General features: G+C 62.9%; 10 protein-coding genes. 7 read left to right on the top strand and 3 right to left on the bottom strand.

Annotation, left to right across the window (positions count from 1 at the left end; genetic code table 11):
* Nucleotides 1–70: 70 nt before the first annotated feature.
* On the bottom strand, nt 71–1,093 hold the full coding sequence (locus ACVW1B_RS10320; RefSeq protein ID WP_456821586.1) for an NADP-dependent oxidoreductase: 1,023 nt from the start codon (nt 1,091–1,093) through the stop codon (nt 71–73).
* A gap of 704 nt (nt 1,094–1,797) precedes the next feature.
* Between ACVW1B_RS10320 and ACVW1B_RS10315 the strand changes: the two genes are divergently transcribed.
* The 6 genes from ACVW1B_RS10315 (at nt 1,798) to ACVW1B_RS10290 (ending at nt 8,958) form a co-directional block, all read left to right on the top strand.
* A complete protein-coding gene (locus ACVW1B_RS10315; protein WP_456821585.1) occupies nt 1,798–3,768 on the top strand; it encodes an AMP-binding protein in 1,971 nt (656 codons plus the stop codon).
* The gene (locus ACVW1B_RS10310) at nt 3,765–4,550 is read left to right on the top strand and encodes an ABC transporter ATP-binding protein (RefSeq protein WP_050386723.1); all 786 of its coding nucleotides are present in this window, start codon (nt 3,765–3,767) and stop codon (nt 4,548–4,550) included. The genes ACVW1B_RS10315 and ACVW1B_RS10310 overlap by 4 nt, the downstream gene beginning before the upstream one ends.
* Nucleotides 4,551–4,559: 9 nt before the next feature.
* Nucleotides 4,560–5,489, top strand: coding sequence for a branched-chain amino acid ABC transporter permease (locus ACVW1B_RS10305; RefSeq protein ID WP_080667122.1), 930 nt, complete (start codon nt 4,560–4,562; stop codon nt 5,487–5,489).
* 15 nt (nt 5,490–5,504) lie between these two features.
* Nucleotides 5,505–6,632: a branched-chain amino acid ABC transporter permease gene (locus ACVW1B_RS10300; protein WP_456821584.1), complete on the top strand. Its 1,128-nt coding sequence runs from the start codon at nt 5,505–5,507 to the stop codon at nt 6,630–6,632.
* An 83-nt stretch (nt 6,633–6,715) separates the two neighbouring features.
* Nucleotides 6,716–8,041 carry an ABC transporter substrate-binding protein gene (locus ACVW1B_RS10295; protein WP_456780837.1) on the top strand — a complete coding sequence of 442 codons (1,326 nt, stop codon included), beginning with the start codon at nt 6,716–6,718 and terminating at the stop codon, nt 8,039–8,041.
* A gap of 74 nt (nt 8,042–8,115) precedes the next feature.
* Nucleotides 8,116–8,958: an ABC transporter ATP-binding protein gene (locus ACVW1B_RS10290; RefSeq protein ID WP_456780838.1), complete on the top strand. Its 843-nt coding sequence runs from the start codon at nt 8,116–8,118 to the stop codon at nt 8,956–8,958.
* 75 nt (nt 8,959–9,033) lie between these two features.
* Here the strand turns inward: ACVW1B_RS10290 and guaB are convergent, their stop codons facing one another.
* Both guaB and ACVW1B_RS10280 read right to left on the bottom strand, forming a co-directional pair.
* A complete protein-coding gene (guaB, locus tag ACVW1B_RS10285; protein ID WP_456821583.1) occupies nt 9,034–10,524 on the bottom strand; it encodes an IMP dehydrogenase in 1,491 nt (496 codons plus the stop codon).
* A gap of 182 nt (nt 10,525–10,706) precedes the next feature.
* The gene (locus ACVW1B_RS10280; RefSeq protein WP_253609095.1) at nt 10,707–10,958 is read right to left on the bottom strand and encodes a hypothetical protein; all 252 of its coding nucleotides are present in this window, start codon (nt 10,956–10,958) and stop codon (nt 10,707–10,709) included.
* A gap of 139 nt (nt 10,959–11,097) precedes the next feature.
* On the opposite strand from ACVW1B_RS10280, the gene ACVW1B_RS10275 reads away from it, so the two are divergent.
* Nucleotides 11,098–12,585 carry a DHA2 family efflux MFS transporter permease subunit gene (locus ACVW1B_RS10275; RefSeq protein ID WP_456821582.1) on the top strand — a complete coding sequence of 496 codons (1,488 nt, stop codon included), beginning with the start codon at nt 11,098–11,100 and terminating at the stop codon, nt 12,583–12,585.
* Nucleotides 12,586–12,748: the final 163 nt, after the last annotated feature.

Here is a 12,748-nt window from a genome sequence, read left to right as displayed (position 1 = left end):
CCCAAATCCCCGCCATTGTGGCGCATTTGATACTTTGTTGCGCGGAATGGGAGCTTCCGGGGCCTGTAACTCAGGCCTTGTCCGGCCCGACCCGGACCAGCTGCTTGCCGAAATTGGCGCCCTTGAGCAGGCCCATGAAGGCCTCCGGCGCGCTGTCCAGGCCCTCGGTCACGAACTCCTTGTACTTGACCTTGCCCTCGCGCACCCACTGCGACATGTCGCGGAGGAAGTCGCCATGCATGGCGGCGAAGTCGCTGACGATGAAGCCGCGGAAGTTCAGCCGCTTGGTCAGGATGTTGCGCATCATCGCGCCGGCCCATTTCGGGGCATGCGCTTCGGTGTCGTTGTAATGCGCGATCAGACCGCAGACCGGGATGCGCGCGAACGCGTTGAGCAGCGGAAACACCGCGTCAAACACTGCACCGCCGACATTCTCGAAATAGACGTCGATGCCCTTCGGGCAGGCTTCCTTCAGCTTCGCCGCGAGATTGGGATCGCGGTGGTCGAGGCACTCGTCGAAGCCAAGCTCGTTCTTGACGTAGGCACACTTGTCCTTGCCACCGGCGATGCCGATCGCCCGCGCGCCCTTGATCTTGGCGATCTGGCCGACCGCCGAGCCGACCGCGCCGGACGCCGCCGCGACCACCACCGTCTCGCCCGCCTGCGGCTTGCCGATCTCGAGCAGGCCGGTATAGGCGGTCATGCCGGGCATCCCGAGTACACCGACCGCGGTCGAGATCGGCGCGATCTTCGGATCGATCTTGGCAAGGCCCTTGCCGTCGGACAGCACATGCGTCTGCCAGCCCGCGCGCGACAGTACGATATCGCCCTTGGCAAAGCCGGGATTGTTGGAGGCGATCACCTCGCTCACCGTGCCGCCTTCCATCACGCCTCCGACCGGCACCGGTGCGGCATAGGACGGACCGTCGGCCATGCGGCCGCGCATATAGGGATCGAGCGACAGCCAGATGGTGCGGAGCAGCACCTCGCCCGCACCCGGTGCCGGCGGCGTGTAGTCCTCGAGCCTGAAATTGGCCGACGTGGGCTCGCCGTGCGGGCGCGAAGCCAGAACGATGCGCTTTCCTTGGGACATGATTTCCTCTTGGGATGATTGGTTCGTGGCGCACACGTAGTCATGCAATCCACCTCCCCGCAAGGGAAATGGATTTGCTGTCTTCGCGTTGCGTTGTTTGAAATGTTGTTTGAAATGACAGCCATCATGCCAGGCACATTGGCGCCAACGCGATACCGTCACGTCGCGGCGGTTCGCAGGGCCCCCTGGTGGCGGCAGTTTGTCACGGCGCGCCACCGGCAGACGAAGCGGCCGTAGTCAAGTCGCCTCATCCGACCTCGCGATCCGGCACGGCGGAGCCAAGGCGGTCAGGCGGCCCTCCATGGTCGCAACGAGGGCGGCCGCCCAGCTGATCGGCAACCGGTTTCCGGTCGCCCTCGAAACCTGAGTGGCGCAGGACTCCGGTCAGCTTCGCGGGACCGTCCGATGGACGTGAGGCTCTCCGAAGCATTGGGGTTACCTCTTGAGAGCCGATCAGCGTCTTCGCGCCGCAATGTCCGTCTGGTGGCGGCCGGATTCACCTTCGGCGAATTGGCAGCCGGTAGACCTATCTCTGCCGGGCGCGCCCGCGGCAAAAACGCGACCTATCAATCTGGCACTTGTCGGACTTTCGATTCGCTGTAATCTCGGACCATGCGGCACTCGCATGTCTGCTACCCAAAAATGGGGCAGGCATCACCATAACAGGAGCGAACCAACGCTTCGGTTTTTGGATCGAGACCGACATGGCCGGCGACGGATCGTATGATACGTTTCCCAAATTGCTGCTGCGAAACACGGCACAATTTGGCACGCGGCCAGCGTTCCGACATAAGGATCTCGGCATCTGGCAGAGCTGGACCTGGGCTGAGGTTGCCGAGATCATACGTAGCTACGCTGCCGGCTTGCATCGCCTTGGCTTGCGGCCAGGTGAGACAATCGCGGTCGTCGGCTCCAATCGGCCCAAGCTTTACTGGACCATGATGGCAGCGCAGACGCTGCGCGCAATCCCCGTTCCGGTCTACTCCGATGCAGTGGCTGATGAGCTTGCTTTTGTTCTCGCTCACGCCGAGGTGACGCTGGTCGCGGCGCAGGACCAGGAGCAGGTCGACAAGGTCCTGTCGGTGTCCGACCGACTGCCGCAACTCAACAGGATTATCTACGACGAACCGCGCGGAATCGACGGCTACGACCACGGTCGACTGATCGCAATCGGCGATATCATCAATGACGGCCGCGCCGCGCTTGCAGCCGACGCAGCACTTGGCGAACGGATCGATGAATCCATTCGGGCCGGCAACGGTTCGGACATCGCGATCATCCTCTACACCTCGGGAACGACCGGCGCACCCAAGGGCGTCATGCTGTCGGCACGAGGCTGCATCGATGCTGCAACCGACACCACGCGGTTCGACAAGTTGACCGACAAGGACGTGGTGCTGGCCTATCTGCCGCTGGCTTGGGCGGGCGATCATTACGCCAGCTATGCGCAAGGCTTGGTGGCCGGATTCTGCATGGCGTGCCCCGAGAGCAGCAACACAATCGAGCAGGATCGGCATGAGATAGGACCAACCTTCTACCTGGCCCCGCCACGCGGTTACGAGGCCATGCTGACGCGGCTGATGGTCCGGATGGAGGACGCGGCGCCGATCAAGCGGCGATTGTTCAGCTACTTTCTGGACGTCGCGCGGCGGTATGGCGAGCAAGTCTTGACGGGACGTCCGGTGCCGCTGTCAGGCCGATTGCTCTATGCGCTCGGACGCTGGCTGGTCTACGAACCTCTCAAGAACGTTCTTGGCCTGTCTCAGGTGCGCGTCGCATACACTGGAGGCGAAGCTATCGGTCCGGATCTGTTCGCGTTCTACCGCGCGATCGGACTGAACCTGAAACAGCTCTACGGCCAGACCGAAGCGTTCCTCTATGTAACGTGTCAGCCCGATGGCGAGATCTATCCGGATACGGTTGGTCCGCCGGCGCCCAACGTCGACATCCGCATCGCGGACTCGGGCGAAGTGCAGTTTCGCTCGCCCGGCATGTTCCTCGGATATTTCAAGGATCAGGCAAAGACCGCGGAAGCGACGACGTCCGACGGATATGTCAGGACCGGCGATGCGGGCTTTTTCGACGAGAAGACCGGGCATCTGAAGATCATCGATCGTGCGAAGGACGTCGGTCGATTGGCTGACGGCACGATGTTTGCTCCCAAGTACCTTGAGAACAAGCTGAAGTTCTATCCCAATATCAAGGAAGCGATCACGTTCGGTGACTCCAGAGAGTTCGTATGCGCCATGCTCAACATCGACCCGGTCGCGGTCGCGAATTGGGCGGAACGCAACAACGTCGCCTACGGGTCCTATCAGGAGCTTGCCGGGCATCCGCTGGTCTACGACATGGTCGCCAGAGACGTTGCCGCGGTGAACCGCTCCCTGGCAGGGGAAACGGTGCTTGCGGGCGCCCAGATTCGCCGCTTCCTCATTCTGCACAAGGAGCTCGACGCGGACGACGGCGAGCTGACCCGCACGCAGAAAGTGCGCCGCCGCTTCATTGCCGAACGCTATGCGTCGCTGGTCACGGCACTCTACAACGGAGCGCATGACGCCGACATTTCCACGGAAGTGACGTTTGAGGATGGCCGGAAGGGCACGATCGCGGCACGAGTCGAGATTCGCGACATGCAAATCATCGGTCCGGCAGAATCGCTGGGAAGAGCGGCATGAGAGCGCCAAACGCCAACGAAATCCTGCTGCAGGTCGAGGGCGTGGCACTGGCCTTCGGCGGCGTCAAGGCGCTGCGGGACGTCTCGTTCAACGTCAAAAAAGGCGAAATTCGCGCCATCATTGGCCCCAACGGCGCCGGCAAAACCTCAATGCTGAACGTCGTCAACGGGTTCTATCACCCCAACCATGGCGCCATCACCTTCAAGGGAAGCACCCGGTCCAAAATGCAGCCGTTCGAGGCGGCGCGCGGCGGCATCGCGCGCACCTTTCAGAATGTCGCCCTGTTCAAGGGCATGAGCGCGCTCGACAACATCATGGCAGGCCGCACCTTGAAGGTGCGCCGGGGGCTGTTGTGGCAGCTGCTGCGTTATGGCCCTGCCCTCGCAGAGGAGATCGAGCATCGGCGCAAGGTCGAGGAGATCATCGACTTCCTGGAGATCGAGACAATCCGCAAGGTACCCGTCGGGCGTCTGCCATACGGCTTGCAGAAGCGTGTCGAACTCGGTCGCGCCCTGGCGATGGAGCCCGACCTTCTGCTCCTGGACGAGCCGATGGCAGGCATGAACCTCGAGGAGAAGGAGGACATGTCGCGGTTCATCATTGATGTGAACAACCATTACGGCACGACCATCGCCCTGATCGAGCACGACATGGCCGTGGTCATGGATCTGTCGGATCGCGTAGCGGTGCTTGATCACGGCGTGAAGATCGCCGACGGCACGCCTGATGAAGTGAAGAGAAGCCAAGCTGTCATCGACGCATATCTTGGCGTCGCGCATTGAGGTGCGTCCATGATCGCACTGGGTCAGTTTCTCGAGGTCCTGATCGGCGGATTGATGTCCGGCGTGCTCTATTCGCTGGTCGCGCTCGGCTTCGTGCTGATCTTCAAGGCATCCGGCGTATTCAACTATGCGCAGGGAGCAATGGTGTTGCTCGCGGGATTGGCGCTGGTTCGCGCCCTCGACCTCCTGGTCGCCAACGGCCTTCCGCTTTGGGTCGCGGTCATCCTCGCTATCGGCTTTGCCGCCGTGATCATGGCAGCAACCGCCTGGCTCATCGAGCGGTTCGTGATCGGACCTCTGGTCAATCAGGATGGCTTGACGCTGTTCATGTCGACGATCGGCGTGACATTCGTTATCGAGGGCGCCGCGGAGATGATCTTCGGATCGGATGTCTACCCGCTGCGGCTGTTCCCGACCGACGCCTGGTTCTTGTTTGAAGGCCTGTTCCCGGGCGGGATTCTGGTCAACAAGCTGGATGTCTGGGGCGCATTGATCGCGGGCGTCCTAGTCGCCGGCCTCGCGGTCTTCTTTCAGCGCACCAAGACCGGTCGCGCGCTCAGAGCCGTGGCCGACGACCATTTGGCCGCGCACTCGATCGGGATTCCAATCAGCTGGATTTGGTTCGTGGTCTGGCTCGTTGCCGGCCTCGTTGCGCTCGTCGCGGCGACCGTGTGGGGGACCAAGCTTGGCGTGCAGTTCTCCATCACGTTTCTCGCGCTGAAGGCTTTGCCGGTCCTGATCATCGGCGGCCTCACCTCCATTCCCGGAGCCATCGTCGGCGGGCTCATTGTCGGGGCCGGTGAGAAGCTCGCAGAGGTATATCTCGGGCCATCCATCGGCGGCGGCATCGAATATTGGTTTGCCTATGTGCTGGCGTTGGCGGTGCTGCTCTTGCGGCCGCAGGGCCTGTTCGGCGAGCGGATCATCGAACGTGTCTGAGGCAAGGAGGTCGTTGTGCTCTATCGCGAAGCTGGCCAGTTCAAGGTGACCTATGCGGAGGACATGGCGATCTTCCCGATCCGGCAGGATCGTATTGCCCTCGCCGTCTTGCTCGCGATTGCTTTCATTGGCGTGCCGCTGTTGGCCACCTTCCGGATCTGGCCGTTCGGCACCGACTATCTGTTGTGGGCCATCCTGCTGCCCTTCCTCATCCTGGCGCTCGCCGCCATCGGGACAAACATTCTCGTCGGCTATTGCGGCCAGATTTCGCTCGGCAGTGGCGCGTTCATGGCCATCGGCGCCTATTCCGCCTACAAGCTGGCGACCGGCGTTCATATCCCGCTTGCCTGGCTTGGCTTCGCGATCGCGATCCCACCGTTGCCCGTGCTGGCATCCATTCTGCTTGGCGGGTTCATGGCGGCGGGTGCCGGAATCCTGTTCGGCATTCCCAGTCTCCGGATCAAGGGTCTCTACCTGGCGGTCGCAACGCTCGCCGCGCAGTTCTTCTTCGATTGGGCGTTCCTGCGGATCCCGTGGTTCACCAACTACGCCCCGTCGGGATCAGTGAATGCGCCGGAACTGGATTTCTTCGGCATGGTCGTTCGCTCGCCGGTCGAGCGTTACCTGCTGTGCCTGCTCTTCGTGACCGTTATGGCGGTGTTGGCGAAAAATCTCGTGCGCGGCAATCTCGGCAGGCAGTGGATGGCGATCCGCGACATGGATATCGCCGCCGAGCTGATCGGCATCAGGCCGCTCTATGCAAAACTAACGGCTTTCGCGGTCTCTTCGTTCATCATCGGGGTGGCGGGTGCGCTCTGGGCGTTCGTCTACCTCGGTTCATGGGAGCCGCTTGCGTTCTCGATCGACCGCTCGCTTGAGCTTCTGTTCATGGTCATCATCGGCGGGCTCGGCTCGATCATGGGTTCGTTCATCGGAGCAGCGTTCATCCTCATCGTGCCGATCATGCTGAATGTGATTCCGACCAAGCTCGGCCTGCCACTGTCGACGCAAACGATCACTCACCTCCAGTTCATCATCTTCGGATCCTTGATCTGCTATCTGCTCATCAAGGAACCCCATGGCTTCGCCCGGCTGATATCGATCGGCAAGGAGAAGCTCAGACTTTGGCCGTTTCCCTACTGAGGGAGCGATCGTGCCTTGATCGCAATGGAAATGGCGGCCGCTGACAACGAAGAGGAAGGAAGTACCGCAAGGAGGATATCAATATGGCAAGTATTCCACGCAGGTTACTGATACTCGCGACCGCCTTGGCCGGCGCGGCGCTTAGCGCACCGGCCGCAGCGCAAAACGAACAGTTCATCCCAATTCTGTCCTACCGGACCGGACCGTACGCTGTGAACGGCGCGCCCTACGCAAACGGCGTGGTAGACTACTACAACCTGATCAATGAACGTGACGGCGGCATCAACGGCGTCAGGATTCTGATCGAGGAATGCGAGACGGGCTACGCGACCGACAAGGGAGTGGAGTGTTACGAGCGTCTCAAGAGCAAAGGACCAACCGGCGCGGCCTTCATCAATCCGCTGTCGACCGGGATCACCTTCGCACTCACCGAAAAGACCGCGGCTGACAAAATCCCGATCATTACGATGGGGTATGGCCGTGCCGATTCCAAGAACGGCGCCGTGTTCGCATATAATTTTCCATTGCTCGGCACGTATTGGTCCGCGGCCGATATCGCGATCCAGCACGTCGCCAAGGAACTTGGCGGCTTCGACAAGCTGAAAGGCAGGAAGATTTCGCTGCTGTACCATGACAGCCCCTATGGCAAAGAGCCAATTCCGATGCTGCAGGTGCTGGCGCAGAAGTACGGCTTTGAGTTCACGCCGATCCCCGTCACGCATCCCGGCGTCGAGCAGAAGTCGCAATGGCTGGCGATCCGCCAGAATCGGCCGGACTATGTCCTGGTCTGGGGCTGGGGCGTCATGAACAGCACGGCAATCAAGGAGGCCGCCGCCGTCGCCTATCCGCGCGACAAGATGATCGGTGTTTGGTGGTCAGGCGCGGAGCCGGATGTGACGCCGGCGGGCGATCAAGCCAGCGGTTACAAATCGTTGATGCTTCAGCATGGCGCAGGAAAATTCCCCGTGCACGCCGACATAGAGAAGTACGTCTACGCCAAGGGAAAGGGTTCGACAGAACCCGGCAAGATCGGCGAAGTCCTCTACAACCGCGGCATCACGAATGCCATGCTCGGCGTAGAGGCGATCCGCAAGGCGCAAGAAAAATTCGGCAAGCAACCGCTGACGGGCGAGCAGGTCCGTTGGGGGCTTGAGAACCTCATACTCACCGATGCACGAATCAAGGAGCTCGGCTTTGAGGGTATGTTGAAGCCGGTCAGCATTTCCTGCTCCGACCACGAAGGCGCGCGCTACGGGCGCGTCCAGCAATGGGATGGCAAGGGTTGGAAAGTGATCTCCGACTGGTACACGGCTGACGAATCGCTGATCGAACCACTCGTCGCCGATGTGTCCGCGAAGTATGCCGCGGAGAAGAAGATCAAGCCGCGCGACTGCGCAAAGGAAACCTGACCCGTGCGAGTGATCCGGGAGGCAGGATTGCCTGCTCCCGGATCCCAGCCCCTGCTCAGTTTGGAGGTCTGCGCATGTCAATCGCCAAGGTCGTCACCGCTGCGACGGAAGCGGCAGCGCTGATTTTATCGGTCAACAATATCGAGGTTGTCTACGATCACGTCATTCTCGTGTTGAAGGGCGTCTCGCTGGAGGTCCCGCGAGGCGGCATTGTTGCGCTTCTCGGCGCCAACGGCGCCGGCAAGACGACGACGCTGAAGGCGGTCTCCAATCTGCTGCACGCAGAGCGCGGCGAGGTCACCAAGGGCTCGATCCTGTTCAACGGCGTCGAGGTGAAGTCCCTGTCGCCAAACGACGTGGTGCGACGCGGCTGCATCCAGGTGATGGAGGGGCGGCGCGCCTTCCCTCATCTGACGGTCGAGGAGAACATCCTGACCGGCGCCTTTACGCGGACGGACGGAAAGCTCGCGATCGCGCAGGACCTTGAACGTGTCTACGCTTATTTCCCCCGCCTCAAGGAGCGACGCAATTCCACCGCCGGCTATACGTCGGGCGGCGAACAGCAGATGTGCGTGATTGGCCGCGCGCTGATGTCGCGCCCGAAGATGATCCTGCTCGACGAACCATCGATGGGCCTCGCGCCGCAGATCGTCGAAGAGATCTTCGAGATCGTGAAGGATCTCAACGCCAGGGAAGGTGTGTCGTTTCTTCTCGCCGAGCAGAACACCAATATGGCGCTCAGATATGCGAGCCACGGCTACATCCTCGAAAACGGCCGCGTGGTGATGGACGGCGAAGCGCACGCGCTCGCCGCAAATGAGGACGTCAAGGAGTTCTATCTTGGCGTCGCCGGAGAGAAGCGAAAATCATACCGCGATGTGAAGCACTACAAGCGACGCAAGCGCTGGCTCGCCTAGCGGATGATGGCGTCCCGGACTCCCGGGACTCCGGGTTCGGCCCTTCGGACCGCCCCGGAATGACGGTGCTTGTGCTTACACCCCGCCCGGATAGTTCGGGGCTTCGCGCGTGATGGTGACGTCATGGACGTGGCTCTCGCGCAGGCCGGCGCCGGTGATGCGGACGAATTCGGCCTTGTCGTGGAAATCCCTGATGTCCTTGGCGCCGACATAGCCCATCGCCGCCCTGAGCCCGCCGGCGAGCTGGTGCATCACATTGCCGACCGGGCCCTTGTAGGGCACCTGGCCCTCGATGCCTTCGGGGACGAGCTTCAGCGTGTCCTTGATGTCCTGCTGGAAGTAGCGGTCGGCCGAGCCGCGCGCCATCGCGCCGACCGAGCCCATGCCGCGATAGGCCTTGTAGGAGCGGCCCTGCCACAGGAAGACTTCGCCCGGCGTCTCGTCGGTGCCGGCGAGCAGCGAACCGACCATGGCGATGTCGGCACCGGCGGCGAGCGCCTTGGCGAGGTCGCCGGAATATTTGATGCCGCCGTCGGCGATCACGGGCACGTCGGCCTTCTTCGCGGCCGCGACCGCATCCATGATCGCGGTGAGCTGCGGCACGCCGACGCCGGCGACGATGCGCGTGGTGCAGATCGAGCCCGGGCCGATGCCGACCTTGATGCAGTCCGCGCCGGCATCGATCAGCGCCTGCGCGCCGCCCTCGGTCGCGACGTTGCCGGCCACCACCTGCACCGCGTTGGAGAGCCGCTTGATGCGGTTGACGGCGCTGAGCACGTGGCGCGAATGGCCGTGCGCGGTATCGACCACGACGACGTCGACGCCGGCATCGATCAGCCGCTCGGTGCGTTCATAGCCGGTCTCGCCGACCGTGGTGGCGGCGGCGACGCGCAGGCGGCCGTGCTCGTCCTTGCAGGCGAGCGGATGGGCGACCGCCTTCTCGATGTCCTTGACGGTGATCAGGCCGACGCAGCGATACTGGTCGTCGACGACGAGCAGCTTCTCGATGCGATGCTTGTGCAGCATCCGCTTCGCCTCGTCCTGGCCGACGCCCTCGCGCACCGTGACGAGGTTCTCGTGCGTCATCAGCTCCGAGACCTTCTGCCGGGGATCGCTGGCGAAGCGCACGTCGCGGTTGGTCAGGATGCCGACCAGCTTGCCCGGCACGTTCTTGGCGGCACCGGTGACGACCGGAATGCCCGAGATGCCGTTCTCCTTCATCAGGGTCAGCGCATCGGCGAGGGTGGCGTCGGGGCCGATGGTCAGCGGATTGACCACCATGCCGGACTCGAACTTCTTGACCTGCCGCACCTGCGCGGCCTGCCCTTCCGGATCGAAGTTGCGGTGGATGACGCCGAGACCGCCGGCCTGCGCCATCGCGATCGCCATGCGCGCCTCGGTGACGGTGTCCATCGCGGACGCCATGATCGGGATGTTGAGCGAGATTGCGCGGGTGACGCGCGAGCGAATATCGACTTCCGAGGGAAGCACGTCGGACAAACCGGGCTTCAGCAGCACATCGTCGAACGTGAAGGCTTCGCGGATAGCCGGAAATCCCGTGGCCATTGCCAACTCCTTTATCTGCGGCCCAGCCGCGATGGTCTTACGGATGAACGCTACCTGCGGCGACGCTCGCTGCGTCACCGTCGAATCGGCGCCCATCGGTGGGGTTGACGCTGGTCGATAGCATGGCGGCATGACGAATCAAAGTGTTTGCCAGCCATGCACAGGCCTTTTTAGGGTCCGGTTCAGGGCGCCCGGTAACCCGGCGGCGGCCCATGGCGGCGGATCGCCTCGACCATTTCGCGATGGCGCCGGTCCTCGCGCTTCATGTGGACCGCGATCACGGCATGGGCCGACGGCACCAGCAGCAACACGTGGAAAAACAGCCCAAAAATCGCGCAAAACACGATCAGGACCAGATTAAAGATGGCCGAAAACGGCTGTCCGTTCAGGAGCAGTCCGATCGGCGGCAGGAGAGCGGCAAGGACGTAGATCACGGCGAACCTTTGGACACGGGCGGATGCATACCAGCGTCACGCAGGATTTAGGGCGTTTGGCCGGTTCCGCAATAGCGTGGCCGAGGGCAGGATGATATGGCCCGCTCGCCCGCCTTTTCAGCACAGCTGTCCTATTTTGATGAACAAGCAACGCCTGATCCCGCTCATCGTGGCCACCGCCCTGTTTATGGAGAACATGGACTCCACGGTGATCGCGACCTCGCTGCCGGCGATCGCCGCCGATATCGGCACCAGCCCGCTGACGTTGAAACTGGCCATCACCTCCTATCTGCTGTCGCTCGCGGTGTTCATCCCGGCGAGCGGCTGGACCGCGGACCGCTTCGGCGCCCGCATCGTGTTTGCCGGCGCCGTCGGCGTGTTCATGCTGGGCTCGATCGGCTGCGCACTGTCGTCCTCGGTGACCGATTTCGTGTTCGCCCGCATCCTGCAGGGCCTCGGCGGGGCGATGATGACCCCGGTCGGGCGGCTGGTGCTGCTGCGCTCGGTCGACAAGAGTGCGCTGGTCAACGCGATGGCCTGGGTGACGGTCCCGGCGCTGATCGGCCCGGTGATCGGGCCGCCGCTCGGCGGCTTCATCACCACCTATTTCTCCTGGCACTGGATCTTCCTGATCAACATCCCGATCGGGCTGCTCGGCATCTTCCTGGCGCTGAAATACATCGATCCGATCAAGAGCGAGAATCCCGAGCGCTTCGATCTCGTGGGACTGGTGCTGGCCGGGATCGGCCTCGCCGGCATCGCCTTCGGGCTGTCGGTGGCCGGGCTCAATCTGCTGCCGTGGCCGATCGTCGCCGCGCTGGTCGGTGTCGGCACGGTCTCGATGACGCTTTACGTCATCCACGCACGGCGGACCGGTTCGCCGGTGCTCGATTTCGGCTTGCTGCGGCTGCCGACCATGCGCGCGTCGATCGTCGGCGGCTTCATGTTCCGGCTCGGCATCGGCGCGCTGCCGTTCCTGCTGCCGCTGTTGATGCAGGTCGGCTTCGGCCTGTCGCCGTTCCAGTCCGGTCTCGTCACCTTTGCGTCGGCGGTCGGCGCCATGGGCATGAAGACGCTGGCGGCGCGCATCATCCGCGCCTTCGGCTTCCGCAACATGATGACCGTCAACGCGGTGGTCAGTTCGGCCTTCCTCGCCGCCTGCGCCCTGTTCACGATCTCGACGCCGCTGATGCTGATCTTCACCATCCTGGTGGTCGGCGGCTTCTTCCGCTCGCTGCAGTTCACCGCGATCAACACGGTGGCCTATGCCGAGGTCGAGGCGCCGCAGATGAGCCGGGCCACCACCCTCGTCAGCGTCAACCAGCAGCTCGCGGTGTCCGCGGGCGTCGCGGTCGGCGCGTTCTCGGTTGAAACCACGCTGGCGCTGCACCACCAGACCGAGCTCTCCGCCGACGTGTTCGCGCCGGCCTTCATCGTGGTCTCGCTGATCTCGGCGGCCTCGGCCTGGTTCTTCTGGCAGATGCCGGCTGAGGCCGGCAACGAGATCGCCGGCCGCAAGGCGATCGACATATCGAGCCGCAAGGGCGCCGAGAAGCGCGCCGCGACGGAAGCCGTCAAGGTCGCCACCGAGGACACCCAGAACGCACGCGATCAGCGGCTCGGCTAGTCGATCGAACGAGCCGTCTCCGAGGCACGGACACCGCGAGTCGCCGTCAGGTCACGACCAGGCCATCAGGGGTGGCCGGTCATTCCGCCTGGCTGTCCTCGATCCGGACGTTCGATTAGTTCGTATGTAGGAACGTGGGTCGCTTCCAACCACGATTCCAGCG

This window comes from Bradyrhizobium sp. USDA 4502 (genome assembly GCF_054063355.1).
Note: the sequence above shows the minus strand (reverse complement) of the source record. Positions and strands in the feature narration are given on the sequence as shown.

Coding starts and splice junctions, on each gene's coding strand:
- ACVW1B_RS10315 (WP_456821585.1), top strand. CDS start 1,798: ATGGCCGGCGACGGATCGTATGATACGTTTCCCAAATTGCTGCTGCGA.
- ACVW1B_RS10290 (WP_456780838.1), top strand. CDS start 8,116: ATGTCAATCGCCAAGGTCGTCACCGCTGCGACGGAAGCGGCAGCGCTG.
- ACVW1B_RS10295 (WP_456780837.1), top strand. CDS start 6,716: ATGGCAAGTATTCCACGCAGGTTACTGATACTCGCGACCGCCTTGGCC.
- ACVW1B_RS10320 (WP_456821586.1), bottom strand. CDS start 1,093: ATGTCCCAAGGAAAGCGCATCGTTCTGGCTTCGCGCCCGCACGGCGAG.
- ACVW1B_RS10310 (WP_050386723.1), top strand. CDS start 3,765: ATGAGAGCGCCAAACGCCAACGAAATCCTGCTGCAGGTCGAGGGCGTG.
- ACVW1B_RS10275 (WP_456821582.1), top strand. CDS start 11,098: ATGAACAAGCAACGCCTGATCCCGCTCATCGTGGCCACCGCCCTGTTT.
- ACVW1B_RS10305 (WP_080667122.1), top strand. CDS start 4,560: ATGATCGCACTGGGTCAGTTTCTCGAGGTCCTGATCGGCGGATTGATG.
- guaB (WP_456821583.1), bottom strand. CDS start 10,524: ATGGCCACGGGATTTCCGGCTATCCGCGAAGCCTTCACGTTCGACGAT.